This is a genomic window from Streptomyces sparsogenes subsp. cuspidosporus (assembly GCF_039532705.1).
Taxonomy (GTDB): Bacteria; Actinomycetota; Actinomycetes; order Streptomycetales; family Streptomycetaceae; genus Streptomyces; species Streptomyces sparsogenes.
This window is the reverse complement of record NZ_BAAASD010000040.1, coordinates 73,103-92,416: the sequence shown is the minus strand read 5'-3', so window position 1 is coordinate 92,416 and position 19,314 is coordinate 73,103. Positions and strand designations below refer to the sequence as shown.

The following is a 19,314-nucleotide window of genomic DNA, read 5'->3' as shown; positions in this document are numbered from 1 at the left end:
AGCGAGGACGGGCTGCTGCTGTCCTATCCGCACCCGGCCCCCGGTCTGCCCACCCTCCCCGAAGCGGGCCCCAGGTGGCCGCTGGAACGGGACCCCGACGGCGACTACACCCTCACCGACCCCGCCACCGGACACACCCGCCACTTCACCGGACCACGGGGCGGAGGCGACGGGGTCGCGCGGCCGGCGCGGATATCCGACCGCTCGGGCCACGTCATCGCCTTCGAGTACGACGCCGACGGAGCGCCCGCCGCCCTCGTCCACTCCGGCGGCTACCACCTGAAGCTGACCACCCAGGACGGCCGGATCACCGCCCTGCACCTGGCCGGTGGCGCGCCCGACGGCTCCGACCAGGAGATCGTCCGCTACGGCTACACCGACGGCGACCTGACGGAGGTCGTCAACTTCTCCGGCCTGCCGCTGCGGTTCGAGTACGACGACGAGCGCCGGGTCATCTCCTGGACCGACACCAACCAGCGCCGCTACGACTACGTCTACGACAACCGCGACCGCTGCATCGCCGAGGGCGGCGAGGCGGGCCACGTCTCGGTGCGGCTGGACTACGACCGCGTCGACCAGGCCACCGGCCACCGGATCACGACCGTCACCACCCCCGACGGCCACACCACGCGCTACCTGGTCAACGGCCTCTGTCAGGTCGTCGCCGAGACCGACCCGCTGGGCCACACCACCCGCACCACCTACGACCGCCACCACCGGCCGCTGACCCGCACCGATGCCCTCGGCCACACCACCACCCACACCTACGACGAGGCCGGACGCCTCATCGCCGTCACCCGCCCGGACGGCCGCCGGGCCACCGCCACGTACGACGCGCTAGGCCTGCCCCTCACCCTGACCGGCGCGGACGGCGCCACCTGGCGGCAGACCTACGACGAGGCGGGCCGCCGCACCGCCCTGACCGACCCGGCGGGTCACACCACCCGCCACGCCTATGACGCCCGGGGCCATCTGGCCGCCGTCACCGACGCGCTGGGCGCCACCACCCATGTGCGCTGTGACGCGGCGGGCCTGCCCGTCGAGATCACCGACCCGCTGGGCGCCACCACCCGCTACGAGCGCGACCCCTTCGGCCGCCCGATCACCATCACCGATCCGCTCGGCCGCACCACCCGGCTGGAGTGGACGGTGGAGGGCAAGCTCGCCACCCGTACCCACCCGGACGGCAGCCGGGAGTCGTGGACGTACGACGGCGAGGGCAACTGCACCAGCCACACCGACCCGGGCGGCGCCACCACCCGTTGCGAGTACACCCACTTCGACCTGCCGGTGGCCCGCACCGGTCCGGACGGGGTGCGCTACGAGTTCACCCACGACAGCGCGCTGCGGCTGACCCAGGTCACCAACCCCCAGGGGCTGACCTGGTCCTACGAATACGATCCGGCGGGCCGCCTGGTGGCCGAGACCGACTTCGACGGCCGCACCCACACCTACGCCCACGACGCGGCCGGACGGCTCACCGCCCGCACCAACCCGCTCGGCCAGACCATCCACTACGAGCGCGACGCGCTGGGCCGCACGGTCCGCAAGACCGCCGACGGCCCGACCACCACCTTCACCTACGACCCCGCCGGACACCTGGCCACCGCCACCGGACCCGACGTCGAGGTGGCCTACCACCGCGACCGCATGGGCCGCGTCAAGTCCGAAGTGGTGGGCGACCGGGTCCTCACCCACGCCTACGACGCGCTGGGCCGCCGGGTGCGCCGCACCACCCCCACGGGCGCCACCACCACCTACGCCTACGACCCGGCGGGCAACCGCACCACCCTCACCGCCTCCGGCCACACCCTGGCCTTCGACCACGACGCCACGGGCCGCGAGACCACCCGCCACATCGACGACACCCTCACCCTCGCCACCGCCTGGGACCCCCTCGGCCGGCTCACCGCCCAGACCCTCACCGACCACACCCTCACCGACCACGCCCGCACCGACCCGGCGGCCGCCGGCCCGCTCCACCACCGCACGTACACCTACCGTCCCGACGGCCACCTCACCGGCATCGACGACCACCACACAGGCCCCCGGACCTTCACCCTCGACACGGCGGGCCGCGTCACCGCCGTCCACGCCCGGCGCTGGACCGAGACCTACGCCTACGACGAGGCCGGCAACCAGACCCACGCCACCTGGCCCGAGCCACACCCCTGCCCCCACGCCGACGCCCACGCCCACGCCGACGCCACGGGAGACCGTGCGTACACCGGCACCCGCATCACCCGCGCCGGGCGCGTCCGCTACGAACACGACGGCGCAGGCCGGCTCACCCTCCGCCAGAAGCCCCGCCTCTCCCGTAAGCCCGACACCTGGCGCTACACCTGGGACGCCGAGGACCGCCTCACCACCGTCACCACCCCCGACGGCACGGTGTGGCGCTACCTGTACGACCCCCTCGGCCGCCGCACCGCCAAACAACGCCTCGCCGACGGCGGCGAAACGGTCGTCGAGCAGACCGACTTCACCTGGGACGGTCCCACCCTCATCGAGCAGACCACCACCACACCCGGCCTCCCCCACCCCACCACCCTGACCTGGGACCACCAGGGCCGCCACTCCGTGGCCCAGACCGAGCGCACCACCGACACCGCCACCCAGCGCGAGATCGACCAGCGCTTCTTCGCCATCGTCACCGACCTCATCGGCACCCCCACCCATCTCGTCGACGAGACCGGCGACATCGCGTGGGAGGCCCGCACCACCCTGTGGGGCACCACCACCTGGGCCGCCGACAGCACCACGTACACGCCGCTCCGCTTCCCCGGCCAGTACGACGACCCGGAAACCGGCCTCCACTACAACCACCACCGCTACTACGACCCCGAAACCGCCCGCTACCTCACCCCCGACCCCCTGGGCCTGGCCCCCGCCCCCAACCCCGCCACCTACGTCCACAACCCCCACACCTGGTCCGATCCCCTGGGGCTTCAAGGATGCCCGGAGGGCAAACCCCGCTCACGAGTCGGGAGATTCCTCGGGAATCTCTTCACCACCAACCAATCGTCGGCGGAACTGGCCGACGCTGCCATGCGGGCCAAGCGGGTGCCGATGCGGCTCGGCGACCTGGAGGACGTCAGATTGCCGGATCGCGGAGACCCGGAGAAGCTCGCCGCCATACGCGGGATGGACGACGAACGCCTCCTGGAGTCGATCAACAACCCGGACGAGCTGGGCGGCAGTGTCGTCCTGGACAACGGAGAAGTGGTCAACGGAAACCACCGCATCGGCGAGGCCCTGGATCGCATGCACGACCCGTACTCTCCAGGCATCACCCCCGACACAGAGGTTTGGGTTGTCCCATGAGGAACTGGCTGAGGAGATCCAGCCGAGTCCAGTCGTATTTCGGCTGGCCCGTCCCCGCCGCCGTCAGGATGGCGTCGCGTTCCCGGATGCTGGAGCTGGTGGCGACGGCGCGGACGAGTGGCTTCAGCAGGAAGGGGGTCGGCCTCGACCTGGAAGCCGGGGAAACCTTTGTGGTGGTCCCCTATCTGCCGGAGCCCACACCCGTCAAGAGCTGGATCTGCCTCATCGCGGCCTTTCCTCACGCCATGGACTTGCCGGTCGGAGAGAGGCCGCGATGCGACTTCGCCAGGCTCGACATCGCTGAAGCGGACTTCAACTCACTGTCTCCGGCCAAGGCGAAGGTCAGAGATCAGCTCCTCCACTGGCTGGCGTGGGAGGCGTACCGGGGCACAAGAAACCGCGACAAGAAGTGATCACGCGAAGAGCTTGCCCGGGTTCAGCAGGCCCAGCGGGTCGAAGACCTGCTTGATGCCCCGCTGCATCTCCACGCCCACCGGGCCGAGTTCCCGGGCCAGCCATTCGCGCTTGAGGACCCCCACCCCGTGCTCCCCCGTGATCGTGCCGCCCAGTTCGAGGCCCAGCGCCATGATCTCGTCGAAGGACTCCCGCGCGCGCCGTGACTCGTCCGGGTCCGAGGCGTCGAAGCAGACGGTGGGGTGGGTGTTGCCGTCGCCGGCGTGGGCGACGACGCCGATGGTCAGGCCGTACTTCTCGGCGATCGCGGCGGTCCCGTCGATCATCGCGGCGAGCCGGGAGCGCGGGACGCAGACGTCGTCGATCATCGTGACGCCCTTGACCGCCTCCAGGGCCGGGAGGGTCAGCCGGCGGGCCTGGAGCAGCAGATCGGACTCGGCGGCGTCCTCGGCCGGGACGACCTCGGTGGCTCCGGCGGCGGTGCACAGCTCGCCGACGGCGGCGAGGTCGGCTGCCGGGTCGGGGGTGTCGAAGGCGGCCAGGAGGAGGGCTTCGGTGGTGTCCGGGAGGCCCATGTTGGCCAGGGCGTTGACCGCGTGGACACTGGTGCGGTCCATGAGTTCGAGCAGCGAGGGGGTGTGTCCGCGCTCCATGATCTGGCAGATGGCGTCGCTGGCGGCCGCCGTGGAGGGGAACTCGGCGGCGAGGACGAGCTGCTCGGGCGGGGCGGGCTTGAGGGCGAGCACGGCGCGGACGACGATGCCGAGGCTGCCCTCGGAGCCGACGAACAGCCGGGTCAGGTCGTAGCCGGCGACGCCCTTGGCGGTGCGGCGGCCGGTCTTCAGCAGGCGGCCGTCGGCGAGGACGACGTCCAGGCCGAGCACGTATTCGGCGGTGACGCCGTACTTCACGCAGCACAGGCCTCCGGAGGCGGTGCCGATGTTGCCGCCGATGGTGCACTGCTCCCAACTGGAGGGGTCCGGCGGGTAGTACAGGCCGCGCTCCATGACGGCGCGCGACAGGACGGCGTTGACCACGCCCGGCTCCACGACCGCGATCCGGTCCACCGGGTTGATCTCCAGGATCCGGTCCATCTTCACGAGGGAGAGGACGATGCAGCCGTCGGACGCGTTGGCGGCCCCCGACAGGCCCGTACGAGCGCCCTGCGGGACGACCGGGACGCGCAGTCGGGTCGCGGTGCGCATCACGTGCTGCACCTGCTCGACGCTGCGCGGGAGGACGACGACGGCCGGGGTGCCCGCCTCGCAGAAGCTCGCCATGTCGTTGGCGTACGAGCCCATGACGTCGGGGTCGGTCACGACGGCCTCGGAGGGGAGGCCCTCCCGCAGCGTTTCGATCAGGTCAGCCATGGCTCCAGATTCGCACCCGGCGGTCCGGGAGGGAAGATCGGCGTAGCCGGGCGACCTGCCGTGGACCTGCCCGGCGAAGCCCGGGGGCGGGTGTGCCGGGCTACGGCTGTTCCTGAGGCGTCAGGGCGGGCAGCTCCCGGGGGTCGCCCTCGATGGGGGGTGCCTCGCCCCCGGCCGCGTCGGGCGCGGGGACGGCAAGCACTCCCAACGCCCCCGACGCGGCCGCCTTTCCTCCTGCCAGGGCGAACTTATTCCTGGTCAGACGCCCCTTCGCATAGATGCCTTGCACGTCTTGCGCCATTCGAACCCCAACAACTCCCCATACACCACACGGCGTTGTAATGGATAGCAACGCGCCGAGTGTAGACGGTCCGAAGTTCGTAACAGCTTTAGTTCGTACTTTCTCGCAAGGGGCACGCAAGGGGGCTGGGGGTGGGGCGGCGGTCAGAGGTTGCCGCGCCTGGCCTGCTCGCGCTCGATCGCCTCGAACAGCGCCTTGAAGTTGCCCTTCCCGAAGCCCATCGAGCCGTGCCGCTCGATCAGTTCGAAGAAGACGGTCGGCCGGTCCTGCACCGGCTTGGTGAAGATCTGCAGCAGATAGCCGTCCTCGTCGCGGTCGGCGAGGATCTTCAGCTCGCGCAGCGTGTCCAGGGGCACCCGCGTCTCGCCGACCCACTCGCCGAGCGTGTCGTAGTACGAGTCGGGGGTGTCCAGGAAGCGGACACCGGCCGCGCGCATGGCCCGTACGGTGGCGACGATGTCGTTCGTGGCGAGCGCGATGTGCTGGACGCCGGGGCCGCCGTAGAACTCCAGGTACTCGTCGATCTGGGACTTCTTCTTGGCGACGGCGGGCTCGTTGAGCGGGAACTTCACCTTCCGGGTGCCGTCCGCGACGACCTTCGACATCAGGGCGGAGTACTCGGTGGCGATGTCGTCGCCCACGAACTCCTTCATGTTGGTGAAGCCCATGACGTCGTTGTAGAAGGTCACCCACTCGTTCATCCGGCCCAGCTCGACGTTGCCGACGCAGTGGTCGATGGCCTGGAAGTTCCTGGTGGCGGGCGGCTCGACCAGCGGGTCGGCGGGCGCGAAGCCGGGGAGGTAGGGACCGCTGTAGCCGGAGCGGTCGACCAGGGTGTGGCGGGTGTCGCCGTACGTGGCGATGGAGGCGAGCACCACCGTGCCGTGCTCGTCCTTGACCTCGTGCGGCTCCTCGATGCCGGTGGCGCCGTGGCTGGTGGCGTAGTCGTACGCGGCCCGGGCGTCCGGCACCTCGATGGCCAGGTCGATGACGCCGTCGCCGTGGGCGGCGACGTGCTCGGCGAGGAAGGATCCCCAGGCGGTGGCGGGCTTGATGACGGAGGTGAACACGAAGCGGGCGCCGCCGGAGACGAGCACATAGCTCGCGGTCTCCCGGCAGCCGTTCTCGGGCCCCGCGTAGGCGACGAGCTTCATGCCGAACGCGGTGGAGTAGTAGTGCGCGGCCTGCTTGGCATTGCCGACGGCGAAGACGACCGCGTCCATCCCCTTCACCGGGAAGGGGTCCGCCCGACGCGCGCCTTCTCCCGTCACGGCCAGGGTGTGATCCAGGGTCTCAGTCATGTCTTCACCGTGACCCCATGGCTCAGGATGCGCAACAGTTCGCTGATTTGCTGGGCAACCTGCCTAGCCGTTCCGGCATTCCGTCGAGCATTCTGTACACAGTGACCACTCTCACAGCACTCGCACAGCACTCGCACCGGAGGCCGCCTTGGGGATCGACCGACTCGACGCCCGACTGATCGAACTGCTCGCCGAGGAGCCCCGGATCGGTGTGCTGGAGGCGTCGCGCCGGCTCGGCGTCGCGCGCGGCACGGCGCAGGCGCGGCTGGACCGGCTGCTGACCCAGGGGGTGATCCGGGGGTTCGGGCCCGAGGTGGACCCGGCGGCGATCGGCTATCCGGTCACCGCGTTCGCGACCCTGGAGATCAAGCAGGGCCAGGGGCCGGACGTCCGCAGCCATCTGGCCGGCGTCCCCGAGGTGCTGGAGCTGCACACCACCACCGGCCACGGCGACATGCTCTGCCGCCTGGTCGCCCGCTCCAACGCCGATCTCCAGCGGGTGATCGACCGGGTGGTGGGCTTCGAGGGCATCGTGCGGGCCTCGACGACGATCGTGATGGAGAACCCGGTGCCGCTGCGGATGATTCCGCTGGTCAAGCAGGCGGCGGAGGACTGATCTCGCGACGCAAAGATTCGGTTGCAAAGACTCCCTTGCAACGGAGTCTTTGCATCATTAGGCTGCCGTCCATGGCCGAGAAAGAGAAGCCGCTGCCCGACGACGTGCGGGTGCTCGACCCCCGCTCCCTACGCGGACTCGCGCACCCGCTACGGATACGCCTGCTCGGCGCGCTGCGCGAATACGGCCCGGCCACCGCCTCCCAACTCGCCGACCGGCTCGGCGAGTCCAGCGGCGCCACCAGCTACCACCTGCGACAACTGGCCGCGCATGGCTTCGTCGTCGACGACCCGGAGCGCGGCAAGGGGCGCGAGCGGTGGTGGAAGGCGGCGCAGCGCGCCACGCACGTGGGCGCCGAGGAGATGCTGCACGGCGCGGACCCGTCCCTGCGGGGCGCGATGAGCACGCTGCTGCACGAGTGGGCCACCATCCACAGCCAGGAGCTGTCCACCTGGCTCGGCACCTGGCAGGAGTGGCCCGAGGAGTGGCGCCGCGCCTGGGACATCAGCGACTGGTCCATGCGTCTCACCCCTGAACTCGCCGCCGAGCTGCGCGACAAGGTGCAGGAGCTGATCGAGAGCTACCGCGAGATGGAAGTCGACAAGAGCACCGAGGGCTCGGCCCCCTTCCGTATCCATCTGCACGGTTTCCCGCGCAACAAGGACTGACCGACCCCTGGGGGAACACACCATGTACGGCGACGACATCCATCTGCGGCTGCACCGCATCCGGGCCGAGCGGCTGCGCCACGAGGCCCCGCGCGCCCGCCCGGCCCGCTCGCCCCACGCGGCCCGCCGCGCCCGCCGGCTGCGCAGCCGTCTCGGCTGGACGCTGGTCGAGGTGGGCCTGCGCCTCGCGACCCCCCGCCCCCGGCCGGCGCCACGGCCGGGCCTCGCGGCCCGGCTGTGACCGAGGGACCGAGGACAGCCGTTCAACCGGGGGGAAACCCGCTCAGCAGTGCGGCACCGTGCCGCCCGACTTCAGTGCCACCAGCGCTTTCACCGCGCCCCTGAGCGTGGTGACGGGGATCAGCCGCAGCCCCTTGGGAAGTTCGGCCTTGGCGTCCGAGCACTCCTCCTTGGGGACCAGGAAGACCGTCGCGCCGTCCCGCCTGGCGGCCTGGGTCTTCAGCGGGACCCCGCCCACCGCGCCCACCTTGCCGTCGGCCGTGATCGTGCCGGTGCCCGCGATGGTGCGGCCGCCGGTGAGGTCGCCGCCACGGCCGTCGCCGTCGAGCTTGTCGACGATGCCCAGGGAGAAGAGCAGCCCGGCGCTCGGGCCGCCCACGTCCGCGAGGCTCAGCTTGACCTGGACCTCGCGGGGGGAGCGGTGGAGATAGCCGAGCGCGGCGCTGGTGGCGCTGTTCTGGGACTCCCGCATCTCCTTGACGTTGTGCGCCTCGATCTCCTTGGTCGTGTTGCCGACGGGGTAGACGGAGTCGCGCGGCATCACGGCGCGGTCGGTGTCGAACCAGCCGCCGATGACGTCCTTCAGCCGGACCGTGGCGTCCGGTCCGGTCGCCACGATCGTCGTCATCCTCAGCTGCCCGGTGGTCTTGCGGGGCTTCGCCTTGGAGATGCTGATCACCGGCCCGCCCTGGTGGGAGCCGAGGACGTTCACGGTCGAGCCCGGCTCGGCCACCGAGAAGGGCAGCGGGGCGAAGGCGGCGACCGCGAGGAGGGCGAGGACGGGCGCGGAGCAGATCGCAAGGATCCGGGCGCGCGGGGAGACGGCAGGCATGGATGTGAATCTAGTTGACCGCCGGGGCCCGAAGCGCGCCACCCCGCGCCGGGGCTCCGGCCGCAAGCGCCGTCGCGCGCCGGCGACGCCCCGCGCGCAGACCACCCGCGCGAGGCCCCCGCGCGAGACCGACTGCGGGGGCCGACCGCGATGCGGGCCACCCGCGCACGCCGCTCACGCGAAGCCCCGCGCGGGACCGATCGCGCGGCGGGCCGCCCGCGGACGCCGCCCACGCGAAGCCCCGCGCCAGGAGGTCTCAGCGCAGGGCGTCCGCGACCTCGCGGGCCGCGTCCATCACGCGCGGGCCCACCCGCTCAGGCACCGCGTCGCAGAGCATCACCACGCCCACGCTGCCCTCGATCCCGGTGACCCCGGTCAGCGGCGCGGCGGCGCCGCTCGCGCCCGCTTCCAGCTCACCGTGGGTGAGGACGTAGCCGGGGTCGTTGGCGTGGCCCGAGCGGGCGGCCAGGATCGCCCGGCCCGCGGCGCCGCGGTCCAGCGGGTGTCGGAAGCCGGCCCGGTAGGCGACGTGGTAGTCGGTCCAGGTCGGTTCGACGACCGCGACCGCGAGCGCCTCCGTGCCGTCGACCAGGGTGAGGTGCGCGGTGGCGCCGAGGTCGTCGGCGAGGGCGCGCAGCGCGGGCAGGGCCGCCTCCCGCAGCAGCGGGTGCACCTGGCGGCCGAGTTGCAGCACGCCGAGCCCGACCCGTGCGCGGCCGCCGATGTCACGGCGTACGAGGGAGTGCTGCTCGAGCGTGGCCAGCAGGCGGTAGACCACCGTACGGTTGACGCCGAGCTTGTTGGACAGCTCGGTCACGGTCAGCCCGTGGTCGGTGTCGGCCAGCAGTTTGAGGACGCGTAGTCCCCGGTCGAGCGTCTGGGAGGTCTCCGCGGTCACGACGCCCCCTCCTCCGTCATGAGTGGCGGCTCTTCGAGGAGGGCGCCGCCGGTCCCGACGGCGGCGCGCCAAGAGGCCGCCGGTCGTGGTCGCACGCACCGGCCGCGCTCCGCGGCGGCGCTGCCACGGGGCGTGTGCGTTGGCCGGAACGGTAGCGAGCCGGTCCGCTCAGCGGAAGAGTTTGTCCATAATCCGAGCGGAACTTCCTGGTCGCCTCCTCCGCACGGCCGCCCCATCGCCTGGTCGCCTCCTCTACACGGCCGCCCATGGCCTCGTCACCTCGCGGTACCCCACCCGCGCGGCCACCCATGGCCCGGTCACCGCATCCGCGTGGCCCACTCCCGGACCTTCTTGATCCGCTCCCGGATCTGCCCGGCCGTCGCCTCCGCGCTCGGCGGCCCGCCGCACACCCGGCGCAGCTCGGTGTGGATCACCCCGTGGGGCTTGCCGCTCTGGTGAACGTACGCCCCCACCAGGGAGTTGAGCTCCTTGCGCAGCTCGAGCAGCTCCTTGTGGGTGACCACCGGCCGCCGCTCCGCCGGGAGTTCCAGCAGGTCGGCCTCCGTGTCCGGCTTCTTGCGGCTGTGCGCGATCTGCCGCGCCTGCCGCCGCTGGAGCAGCAGTTGCACCTGGTCGGGCTCCAGCAGCCCGGGGATGCCGAGGTAGTCCTGCTCCTCCTCGCTGCCCGGGTGGGCCTGCATGCCGAACTCGGCGCCGTCGTAGAGCACCCGGTCGAAGACCGCATCCGACTCCAGCGCCTCGAAGGGCAGCATGTCCTGCTCGCCGGTGTCCTCGTCCTGCTGCTTCTCGGCCTCCTGGAGGAGCTTCTCCTCCTCGGCGTACGGATTCTCCTCCTCGCCCTCCTTCTTGGGCTTGTCGAGGACGTGGTCGCGCTCGACCTCCATCTCGTTCGCGAAGCCGAGCAGCATGGGGATGGTGGGCAGGAAGACGGAGGCCGTCTCGCCGCGCCGCCGGGACCGTACGAAACGGCCGACGGCCTGCGCGAAGAACAGCGGGGTGGAGATGGTGGTCGCGTAGACGCCGACGGCCAGGCGCGGCACGTCCACGCCCTCCGACACCATCCGCACCGCGACCATCCAGCGGTCGTCGGAGTGGCTGAAGTCCTCGATGCGCTGGGAGGCCCCGGAGTCGTCGGACAGCACGACGGTGGCCTTGGTGCCGGTGATCTCGCGGATCAGCTTGGCGTACGCGCGCGCCGAGTCCTGGTCGGTCGCGATGACGAGCGCGCCCGCGTCCGGGATGGACTTGCGGACCTCGGTGAGCCGCTGGTCGGCGGCGCGCAGCACATTGGGCATCCAGTCGCCGCGCGGGTCGAGCGCGGTGCGCCAGGCCTGCGAGACGGCGTCCTTGGTCATCGGCTCGCCCAGCCGGGCCTCCAGCTCGTCGCCCGCCTTGGTCCGCCAGCGCATGTTGCCGCTGTAGGAGAGGAAGATCACCGGCCGGACGACGCCGTCGTTCAGGGCGCTGCCGTATCCGTACGTGTAGTCGGCGGCCGACCGCCGGATGCCGTCGTTCCCCTCCTCGTAGGTGACGAAGGGGATCGGGTTGGTGTCGGACCGGAAGGGCGTGCCGGTCAGCGCGAGCCGCCGGGTCGCCGGCTCGAACGCCTCCAGGCAGGCCTCGCCCCACGACTTGGAGTCGCCGGCGTGGTGGATCTCGTCCAGGATGACCAGCGTCTTGCGCTGCTCGCAGCGGTTGCGGTGGAGCATCGGCCGCACGCCGACGCCCGCGTAGGTGACGGCGACGCCGTGGTACTCCCGCCCGAGGGGCCCGGCGCTGTACTCCGGGTCCAGCTTGATCCCTATCCGGGCCGCGGCCTCCGCCCACTGCTTCTTCAGGTGCTCGGTCGGCGCCACGACCGTCACCTGCTGCACGACGTGGTGGTGCAGCAGCCAGGAGGCGAGCGTCAGCGCGAAGGTGGTCTTGCCGGCGCCGGGCGTGGCGACCGCGAGGAAGTCGCGGGGCTGCTCCTGGATGTACTTCTCCATCGCGCCCTGCTGCCAGGCGCGCAGCTTGCTCGCGGTGCCCCAGGGGGCGCGGCCGGGGAAGGCGGGCGACAGGTGATGGCTGGTGGTGGAGGAGGCGGTAGTAGTCACGGTCTCCGTCGGGCTGGATCGGCGGGGGTTCGAGGACCGCGTCAGCCTACCGGTGCCGTCCTTCACGCTTGGGGGCTACGCCCCCGGACCACCCGGAGGTGGGATTCAGCTCACACCGGGCCCCGTGAACCGGGCCAGCCCCTCCGCGATCTTCGGTACGTCCAGTTCACCCTGGCAGACGGACAGGACGAATCTCTCCGCCTCGTCGACATCGAAGTCCGCGCTGAGCGGATGACCGTTGATGTGGAGGAAGACCCAGGTGGCGTACCAGGAGAGGCGCTTGTTGCCGTCCACGAGGGCGTGGTTGCGGGCCAGCGACTCCATGAGCGCGGCGGCCTTCTGCCAGACGTCCGGGTAGGCGTCCTGCCCGAAGACGCTGGCCTGCGGCCGGGCCAGGGCCGACTCCAGCAGGCCGTAGTCGCGCACTTCGCTCTCCCCAAGCCGCTCGGCGAGGTTCAGCAGCTCGGGAAGCGTGAGGTAGTGCATCAGGCGAGCCTCCGGTTCAGCTCTTCGCTCACCTTGAGCACATGGGCCGCGGCCTCGTTGAACAGGCGGGAGTGCTCGTTGATCGCCGCGATGACGGCGTCGTGGGCGAAGGACTGCATGCTGCGGCCCTCCTGCTCGGCGCGGCGCCGCAGCGCGTCCAGCTCTTCGTCGGTGAATCTCACATTCAAGGCACCCATGCGCCGATGGTACCGCGTGGTACCGCCCGGTACTAAGCGTGGTACCGCCCGGTACTAAGACTTTTCCGTGACAGGCCGCAGCCGCGCCGTCACCGCCGCCCCCACCAGCGCCACCGCCGCCATCGCCACGTACACCGCCGCGAACGCCCCCGCGTGCCCCGTCCCCGCCGAGGCGGACCCCGCGGCCTCCGCCCCCGCGTGGCCCGCCGCGACCGAGCCGCCGCCGAAGGCGACGAACAGGACCCCGCTCAGCCCCACCAGCGTGATGTTGCCGAGCGCGTCGGAGACCTGGAGGGAGGCGGAGTTGCTGCCCGCCTCGTCCGGGCCGGAGAGCTTGAGCAGCAGCACGCTGCCGCTGGAGATCACCAGCCCCATCCCGTAGCCGCCGATCACCCACGCCACGGCGACCACCCACGCCGGGACGGAGTCGAGGAGGGCGAGCGGCACCAGGGCGATGGCCGTCGCCATCAGCACCATGCCCGCCGACATCAGCCGCTCGCGGTAGGGCTCCAGGCGCGGTCGGCTCTGGGTGTACGAACCGAGCGCCCAGGTCAGCCCGCCGCCGGTGAGCGAGAGCCCGGCCGCGGTCGCGGACAGGCCGCGCTCGGTGACCAGCATCAGCGGTACGAAGCTCTCGGCACCCAGGAAGGAGCCCGCCGCGATGCCGCGCAGCAGCACCACGGACGGCAGCCCGCGTGCGGCCCGGAAGGTGCCCCGCGGCAGCAGCCGCAGGACGCACGGGACGAGCAGCGCGAGCCCGGCCGCGGCGGGGACCAGGGAGATCCAGGCCAGGTCCTGGCCCGCGTACTGCAGCAGCCCGGCGCCGGACGCGACCGCCAGCGCGAGGAGGATGCGGCGGCGGTTCATGGCCGGGGAGGTCCGGCCCCGCTCGACCTTGCGCAGGGCGGGGAGCATCACCGCGAGCGGCAGCAGGATCAGCACCGGGATGGACAGGAAGACCCAGCGCCACCCGGCCCGCTCGGTGACCGTCCCGGCGACCAGCGGGCCGACGATCACCGGCAGCACCCAGGCGGCGGAGAAGGACGCCAGCACGGCGGGCTGCAGCCGCTGCGGATAGGCGCGGCCGACCAGCACATACAGCGAGACGATCACCAGCCCGCCGCCGATCCCCTGCACGGCGCGACCGCCCACGAACGTCCACATGTTCTGCGCCGAGCCGGAGACCACCAGGCCCGCCCCGAACGCCGCGATCCCGGTGAACAGCGGCACGAGCGGCCCCCGGCGGTCGCACCACTCGCCCGACAGCGCCATCGCGAACAGGCTGGCGGTGAAGTACGCGGAGAACGCGTACGCGTACAGCTCGACCCCGTCGAGGGCGCGGGCCGCGACCGGCATGGCCGTGTTGACCGCGCTCGCCTCGAACGCGATGAGGGAGACGACGGACACGATGCCGAGGGTGAGGGCGCGGTAGCGCCGGCCGAGCACGGAGCCGCCGTCGTCGCCGTCGCCTTCGCCGCCGTCAAGATCACCGGAGAGGCCGCCGTCGAGATCACCGGCGGGGCCGCCGTCGAGGCCGGCAGCCGGCGGGGTGACGGGGGCGGGGGGTGCGAGGGGTGCGAGGGGACTGTCCGCGACGTCGGTGTCGCGCGGGTCGAGAGCGGTCATTACGCCAGCGTAAGAGGCGTTTCGGGGAGTGACACCTGGCGGGGGACGGAGATCCCTTCCGCCCTCTGTCCTAGGACCGACACGCCGCGCGCGATCATCGTCACAGGTTGGAAACCGCTCTCTCAGTATTCGGTAAGCAACGAGCAAATCGTCATGCTCACGCCCCTAAGCTTTCGGCCAGGTCGGCATACCGCATGACGAGCGACGTACGGCCTCACTCTTGCTACCCAGCCTGGTCACCGACGTCCAGGCCCGCACCATCGGGGGAAATGTTGTCCTTCAACCGTTCGTTTTTCGCCACCGCCGTGCTCGTCTCCGCGGCCCTCACCCTCACCGCCTGCGGTCCCAAGGACACCGGCTCCACCGGCTCCAAGCGCGGGTCCAGCGCCTCGGCCGGCCACTCCACGAAGAAGGTCGGCAAGGAGAACGGCAAGAAGACCAAGAAGGCGAAGAAGACCACCGGCGACTGTCCCACGATCGGCACGGGACACAAGATCATCTGGGTCAACAACGTCGAGGGCGCGATGAACAACATCATCGCCAAGGACGCCAGGATGCACTGCGACCCGAAGTCGCAGGCGGGGGCGTCCTACCAGCCCATCGGGCAGCTGAACACGTACTCCGTCGCCTCGGGCGCCACCAAGGTGACGATCATCAGCAAGAAGGACTCCCGGCAGAAGGCCCTCACCGCCCAGAACGGCGGCATCGCCCACGTCAAGACGTGCGCCGACCCGGACGGCAAGAGCTACGACGGCGGGCAGACGAAGGCGGACACCAGCGACTGCTGGGGGCAGAACTTCTACGACGTCGCGGTCGACAAGAACAACAAGATCACGCAGATGACGGAGATCTACGGATCGTGACGGCGGTTCGGCCCTGAGGGCGGTCCGACCCTGACGGCGGTGGGGCCCTGGACGCAGGTGGGGCCCTGGACGCAGGTGGGGCCCTGGACGCAGGTGGGGCCCTCACGGCGGCGGGGCCCTCACGGCGGTGGGGCCCTCACGGCGATGGGGCCCGGCTGCCGCGAGCCAGGCCCCACTCGGCCGTCACCGCACCGACCCGCTACGTCGTGAGCAGCACCCCGCCGTAGCCGACGCCCGCCACCACCACCCACGCGCACAGCCCGAGCGCCGCCACCCGCCCGCCGGTCCGGGCCAGCGAGGGCAGGTGCACCGCGCTGCCGAGGCCGAAGAGGGCGGCGGCGAGGAGCAGCTCCTGGGCGGTCGCGGCGGTCTCCAGCGCCGTGGACGGCAGCCGGTCCGTACTGCGCAGGGCGACCATGGCCAGGAAGCCGAGGACGAACAGCGGCACGAGCGGCGGCCGCCGCGCGCCCGCGCCGGTCTCGCCGCCGCCGGCCGCGCTGCCCGCCCGCGACGCCCGCCGCGCCCGTACGGACACGGCCACCGCCGCGACCAGCGGCGCCAGCAGTGCCACCCGCATCAGCTTCACCAGCACCGCCTCGCCGAGCGCGGACGGCCCGGCCGTCTGCGCGGCCGCCACCACCTGCCCCACGTCGTGCACGCTCGCCCCGACCCACCGGCCGAACCGCGGGTCGTCGAGGCCGAGCGGGTGCTGGAGCAGCGGCAGTACGGCGATGGCGAGCGTGCCGCAGAGCGTGACCAGCGCGACGGACGTCGCCACGTCGCGCTCGTCGCTGTCCGAGACCTCGCTGACGGCGCCGATCGCGGACGCGCCGCAGATCGCGTAGCCGGTGGCGATCAGGAGGGGCTGATCGCCGCGCAGGCCCATGCGGCGGCCCAGCCACCAGGTGCCGAAGAAGGTGGCCGCGACCACGCCGCACACCATCGCCACGCTCGCCCAGCCAAGCCCCAGTACGTCGTCCAGGCTGAGCTTGAGCCCGAGCAGCACCACGCCGAGCCGCATCAGCCGCTTCCCGGCGAACGACAGCCCGGCCCGCCCGGACCCCCGTACGAGCCCGCGCGTGCCCGGCAGGTGCGCGGCGACGACGCCGAGCACGACGGCGACGGTCAGCATCGGCACCCCGCCCACCAGGAGGTGCACGCCCCACGCGACCCCGACCCCCAGCATCCCGAGCGCCAGCCCGGGCACAAGCGCGCCGACCCGCCCCCAGCGGCCGGGCGCCGGGCGCGCGGACGCGGGAGGCGCGGTGGGCGCGGACGCGGGAGGCGCGGTGGGCGCGGACGCGGGAGGCGCGGACGCGGCGGGCGCAGAGGGCGCGGGCGTCCCGGACGTACGTGCCGGCCCGGGCGTCCCGGACGCACGTGCCGGGCCGGGCGTCCCGGACGTACGTGCCGGCCCGGGGGTGCCGTCGGGGGCGTTGCGGCCGCCGCGCGCGTCCGTCAGCGCCATGGGCCGGCCCATCCGCGAGAGGCCGGGTCGGCGGCCGGCTCCGGGGTCACAGCTCCTCGCCCTTCGGGGACTCGTACACGCGCCGGACGCTGCTGCCCAGGCGGCTGACGTCCGCGCCGTAGACGTGGATGGAGATCGCCGTGTCCGCGCCCGCGTTCCACACCCTGTGGATATCTCCGGGCGGCGCGAAGCCGGCGGCCGAGCCGCGCGGGTTGGTCACCTCCGCCACCGCGACCAGGCGGGAGGTGGTGCCGTCGGGGACGAGGTGGTAGCGGCGCTCGCGCTCCTGGCCCTCGTGGACGCCGGCCACGCACCACGAGACGTGGTCGTGGATGGCGGTGCGCTGGCCGGGCAGCCAGACGAGGGCGACGACGGAGAAGCTGCCGTCGGGTTCGGCGTGCAGGAGGTGCTGGCGGTAGGTCTCGGGGTCGCCCTGCCGCTGGTCCGGCGTGAGCAGGTCGGGCGCGCCGAGGTGGGGGGCGAGGCGCTCGGCCACCAGATGCGCGGTGAGGTCCGGCGCCAGGCCACGCCGGACGGCCTCGCGTACCTCGTCGACGAACGCGCTGACGCGCGGAGTGGCGTACAGGATGGGCGGCGCGGAGGCGGTCGGAGTGGTCATGGACGCAGCGTCCTGCCGCCCCTTCCACCGCGTCCAACGACGGTTTCTTCGCGGACCTCAAGAGGTGCTTATGGGTCTCGCCTCCGGCGATCGCTCAGCACCCGACCCGGTTCGCCGCCACCGCCTTCAGCTCCTCCAGCACCACCTCCGTCGCCGGCACCCGCAGATGCTCCCGCAGCACGTACGCCGAGACGTGACGGCGGGAGGCGGGCTCCAGGGCGCGGCCGGTGACCTTCTGGTGGCAGAGGAAGGAGAGTACGAGCCCGGGCATCATCGCGACGCCGAGCCCCGCCGCGACCATGCTCTGGACGACGAGGTTGTCGTCACTGGTGAAGGCGATGTCGGGGGCGAAGCCCTGCTCCGCGCACTCGTGCAGGAAGTTGGCGCGGCAGCGCAGGCAGCCCGCGATCCACCGCTCCCCGCTCAGCTCCGCGAGCTTGACGGCCCGCCGCCGGGCCAGCGGGTGGCCGGTGGGCAGCAGCACCGTCAGCTGGTCTTCGAGGAGGGGGATCTCGACCAGTTCGGCGGGGGCCTCCTCGCGCAGGCCGGGGTAGGTGAAGGCGAGCGTGATGTCGCACTCGCCGCGCGCCACCCGCGCCAGGGACTCCGGCGGCTCGCCTTCGAGCAGCTCCACGCGCACGCCGGGGTGGGCGGCGGCGAGGCGGGCCATCGCCTCGGGGATGAGGGTGGCATTGGCACTGGGGAAGCCGCAGAGGCGCACCCGGCCGGAGCGCAGCCGGGTGATGGCGTTCAGCTGCTGCCGGGCGGAGGAGATGGAGTCGAGGATGATGTCGGCGTGGCGGGCCAGGGTCTCCCCGGCCTCGGTGAGCCGCATGCCGCGGCCGACGCGGACGAAGAGGGGGCTGCCGACCTCCCGCTCGAGCGCCCTCATCTGCTGGGTGATCGCCGGTTGCGTATAGCCGAGGGCACGGGCGGCCGCGGAGTAGGAACCGGCGCGGATCACCTCGCGGAACGTCTTGATGTGCCGGGAATCGAACACCTCCGAATCATAAGCGGAACTTGGAGTCCAGGCACATCTCCCCTCCACCGCTTTTGGATCTCCCGCATCTCCCTCACCAACACCCCCCGTCACTCACCACGCAAGTACGCCTTGACAATTTCAAACTGTCAAGGCGTACTTGCCTCCATGACGATTCCAGATCTTGACGACCTGATCGCGGAAGTCGACCGCACCTGCGCCACCGCCCACCGCCCCGGCGGGCAGGAACAGCCCGACTGGCTCGCGCTCCTGACCACCGCCGCCGGCCTGGCCGGCCGGCTTCAGGCGCTGGCCGACGACCTGGTCGAGGACTACGTCGAGCACTGCCGGATGCACGGCTGCTCGTGGACGGACATCGGCACGGCCCTCGGCGTGACCCGGCAGGCGGTGCAGCAGCGGTTCCACGCGCCCCACAAGCGGTACGACGCCGAGACGATGAGCGAGGGCCTCCGCCAGGCCATGACCCACGTCAAGCGGGCCGCGGTCCAGCACCGCAACAACTACATCGGCACCGAGCACCTGCTGTGGGGCCTCACCGCCGAGGACAACACCGCCACCCGCCTGCTGGCCGCCGCCGGCGCCTCGCCCGAAGCCCTCCACAAGGCCGTCGGCGACCGGCTGAGCACGGGAGCCTCACAGGCGGCCGAGCGGATCGCCTGGACCCCGTACTCCCGCAAGGCCATCGCCCTCGCGGAGGAGCGGGCACAGGAGGCGGGCTCGGCGCACATCGACTGCGACCACCTGCTGCTCGGCCTCGCCCGGATCGGCCGCGGAGTGGCCGCCGCGGTGCTCGACGAGGCGGGACTGGACGCCGACACGCTCGACGGCGCCGCCGCGCGGCTCACCGAGCCGACGGCGCAGGCCTGACCCGCACCCTCACTCGCTCCGCTCCATCCGCATCCGCTCGATTCGCTCGTTGTGGGTATCCGGGTCCCCAGGAGGGACCCGGGCCTCGGCGCGGGACACGGAAGCCG

The 19,314-nt window shown here is 72.1% G+C and carries 18 protein-coding genes; 7 read left to right on the top strand and 11 right to left on the bottom strand.

Translation table 11 applies throughout. The features are described 5' to 3' along the window. Together ABFY07_RS33600 and ABFY07_RS33595 are read left to right on the top strand one after the other, a co-directional pair. Window positions 1-3,324: RHS repeat-associated core domain-containing protein (locus ABFY07_RS33600; protein ID WP_346178113.1), on the top strand; the 3,324-nt coding region annotated here is incomplete at its 5' end. After that, window positions 3,321-3,737: a hypothetical protein gene (locus ABFY07_RS33595; protein ID WP_346178112.1), complete on the top strand. Its 417-nt coding sequence runs from the start codon at window positions 3,321-3,323 to the stop codon at window positions 3,735-3,737. The genes ABFY07_RS33600 and ABFY07_RS33595, both read left to right, overlap by 4 nt. Here ABFY07_RS33595 and ABFY07_RS33590 read toward each other — a convergent pair whose 3' ends face one another. After that, a complete protein-coding gene (locus ABFY07_RS33590; protein WP_346178111.1) occupies window positions 3,738-5,108 on the bottom strand; it encodes an FAD-binding oxidoreductase in 1,371 nt (456 codons plus the stop codon). A 444-nt stretch (window positions 5,109-5,552) separates the two neighbouring features. Further along, the gene (hppD, locus tag ABFY07_RS33585) at window positions 5,553-6,710 is read right to left on the bottom strand and encodes a 4-hydroxyphenylpyruvate dioxygenase (protein WP_346178110.1); all 1,158 of its coding nucleotides are present in this window, start codon (window positions 6,708-6,710) and stop codon (window positions 5,553-5,555) included. Window positions 6,711-6,858: 148 nt separating this feature from the next. On the opposite strand from hppD, the gene ABFY07_RS33580 reads away from it, so the two are divergent. From ABFY07_RS33580 to ABFY07_RS33570, 3 genes are all read left to right on the top strand, one after another. Next, window positions 6,859-7,326, top strand: coding sequence for an Lrp/AsnC family transcriptional regulator (locus ABFY07_RS33580; protein ID WP_346178109.1), 468 nt, complete (start codon window positions 6,859-6,861; stop codon window positions 7,324-7,326). A 71-nt stretch (window positions 7,327-7,397) separates the two neighbouring features. Further along, window positions 7,398-7,994, top strand: coding sequence for an ArsR/SmtB family transcription factor (locus tag ABFY07_RS33575; protein WP_346178108.1), 597 nt, complete (start codon window positions 7,398-7,400; stop codon window positions 7,992-7,994). A gap of 22 nt (window positions 7,995-8,016) precedes the next feature. Further along, window positions 8,017-8,235, top strand: a complete 219-nt coding sequence (locus ABFY07_RS33570; protein WP_346178107.1) for a hypothetical protein — start codon at window positions 8,017-8,019, stop codon at window positions 8,233-8,235. A 42-nt stretch (window positions 8,236-8,277) separates the two neighbouring features. Here ABFY07_RS33570 and ABFY07_RS33565 read toward each other — a convergent pair whose 3' ends face one another. From ABFY07_RS33565 to ABFY07_RS33540, 6 genes are all read right to left on the bottom strand, one after another. Further along, window positions 8,278-9,066, bottom strand: coding sequence for a S16 family serine protease (locus tag ABFY07_RS33565; RefSeq protein ID WP_346178106.1), 789 nt, complete (start codon window positions 9,064-9,066; stop codon window positions 8,278-8,280). Between the two features lie 256 nt (window positions 9,067-9,322). Next, window positions 9,323-9,964: an IclR family transcriptional regulator gene (locus tag ABFY07_RS33560; protein WP_065960080.1), complete on the bottom strand. Its 642-nt coding sequence runs from the start codon at window positions 9,962-9,964 to the stop codon at window positions 9,323-9,325. A gap of 317 nt (window positions 9,965-10,281) precedes the next feature. After that, the gene (locus tag ABFY07_RS33555) at window positions 10,282-12,081 is read right to left on the bottom strand and encodes a DEAD/DEAH box helicase (RefSeq protein WP_346178105.1); all 1,800 of its coding nucleotides are present in this window, start codon (window positions 12,079-12,081) and stop codon (window positions 10,282-10,284) included. Window positions 12,082-12,186: 105 nt separating this feature from the next. Then, a complete protein-coding gene (locus ABFY07_RS33550; RefSeq protein WP_346178104.1) occupies window positions 12,187-12,567 on the bottom strand; it encodes a type II toxin-antitoxin system death-on-curing family toxin in 381 nt (126 codons plus the stop codon). Continuing rightward, window positions 12,567-12,764 carry an Arc family DNA-binding protein gene (locus ABFY07_RS33545; protein WP_065960099.1) on the bottom strand — a complete coding sequence of 66 codons (198 nt, stop codon included), beginning with the start codon at window positions 12,762-12,764 and terminating at the stop codon, window positions 12,567-12,569. Before ABFY07_RS33545 ends, ABFY07_RS33550 begins: the two co-directional genes overlap by 1 nt. A 54-nt stretch (window positions 12,765-12,818) precedes the next feature. Then, window positions 12,819-14,390: an MFS transporter gene (locus tag ABFY07_RS33540; RefSeq protein WP_346178103.1), complete on the bottom strand. Its 1,572-nt coding sequence runs from the start codon at window positions 14,388-14,390 to the stop codon at window positions 12,819-12,821. A 269-nt stretch (window positions 14,391-14,659) separates the two neighbouring features. On the opposite strand from ABFY07_RS33540, the gene ABFY07_RS33535 reads away from it, so the two are divergent. Next, the gene (locus ABFY07_RS33535; RefSeq protein ID WP_346178102.1) at window positions 14,660-15,253 is read left to right on the top strand and encodes a hypothetical protein; all 594 of its coding nucleotides are present in this window, start codon (window positions 14,660-14,662) and stop codon (window positions 15,251-15,253) included. Window positions 15,254-15,452: 199 nt separating this feature from the next. Here ABFY07_RS33535 and ABFY07_RS33530 read toward each other — a convergent pair whose 3' ends face one another. From ABFY07_RS33530 to ABFY07_RS33520, 3 genes are all read right to left on the bottom strand, one after another. Further along, a complete protein-coding gene (locus tag ABFY07_RS33530; RefSeq protein ID WP_346178101.1) occupies window positions 15,453-16,721 on the bottom strand; it encodes a YeiH family protein in 1,269 nt (422 codons plus the stop codon). Between the two features lie 46 nt (window positions 16,722-16,767). Then, entirely contained in the window at window positions 16,768-17,340 is a 573-nt protein-coding gene (locus ABFY07_RS33525; protein ID WP_346178100.1) for a cysteine dioxygenase family protein, read from the bottom strand. A gap of 94 nt (window positions 17,341-17,434) precedes the next feature. Next, the gene (locus ABFY07_RS33520) at window positions 17,435-18,340 is read right to left on the bottom strand and encodes a LysR family transcriptional regulator (protein ID WP_346178099.1); all 906 of its coding nucleotides are present in this window, start codon (window positions 18,338-18,340) and stop codon (window positions 17,435-17,437) included. Window positions 18,341-18,487: 147 nt separating this feature from the next. On the opposite strand from ABFY07_RS33520, the gene ABFY07_RS33515 reads away from it, so the two are divergent. Next, entirely contained in the window at window positions 18,488-19,207 is a 720-nt protein-coding gene (locus tag ABFY07_RS33515) for a Clp protease N-terminal domain-containing protein (RefSeq protein WP_346178098.1), read from the top strand. The last annotated feature ends 107 nt before the right edge of the window (window positions 19,208-19,314 follow it).

Bases quoted from the DNA above. Each gene is read 5' to 3' on its own strand.
- ABFY07_RS33525 (WP_346178100.1), bottom strand. From the start codon at position 17,340: ATGACCACTCCGACCGCCTCCGCGCCGCCCATCCTGTACGCCACTCCG.
- ABFY07_RS33540 (WP_346178103.1), bottom strand. From the start codon at position 14,390: ATGACCGCTCTCGACCCGCGCGACACCGACGTCGCGGACAGTCCCCTC.
- ABFY07_RS33565 (WP_346178106.1), bottom strand. From the start codon at position 9,066: ATGCCTGCCGTCTCCCCGCGCGCCCGGATCCTTGCGATCTGCTCCGCG.
- ABFY07_RS33570 (WP_346178107.1), top strand. From the start codon at position 8,017: ATGTACGGCGACGACATCCATCTGCGGCTGCACCGCATCCGGGCCGAG.
- ABFY07_RS33515 (WP_346178098.1), top strand. From the start codon at position 18,488: ATGACGATTCCAGATCTTGACGACCTGATCGCGGAAGTCGACCGCACC.
- ABFY07_RS33545 (WP_065960099.1), bottom strand. From the start codon at position 12,764: ATGGGTGCCTTGAATGTGAGATTCACCGACGAAGAGCTGGACGCGCTG.
- ABFY07_RS33550 (WP_346178104.1), bottom strand. From the start codon at position 12,567: ATGCACTACCTCACGCTTCCCGAGCTGCTGAACCTCGCCGAGCGGCTT.
- hppD (WP_346178110.1), bottom strand. From the start codon at position 6,710: ATGACTGAGACCCTGGATCACACCCTGGCCGTGACGGGAGAAGGCGCG.
- ABFY07_RS33530 (WP_346178101.1), bottom strand. From the start codon at position 16,721: ATGGCGCTGACGGACGCGCGCGGCGGCCGCAACGCCCCCGACGGCACC.
- ABFY07_RS33535 (WP_346178102.1), top strand. From the start codon at position 14,660: ATGTTGTCCTTCAACCGTTCGTTTTTCGCCACCGCCGTGCTCGTCTCC.
- ABFY07_RS33590 (WP_346178111.1), bottom strand. From the start codon at position 5,108: ATGGCTGACCTGATCGAAACGCTGCGGGAGGGCCTCCCCTCCGAGGCC.
- ABFY07_RS33595 (WP_346178112.1), top strand. From the start codon at position 3,321: ATGAGGAACTGGCTGAGGAGATCCAGCCGAGTCCAGTCGTATTTCGGC.
- ABFY07_RS33575 (WP_346178108.1), top strand. From the start codon at position 7,398: ATGGCCGAGAAAGAGAAGCCGCTGCCCGACGACGTGCGGGTGCTCGAC.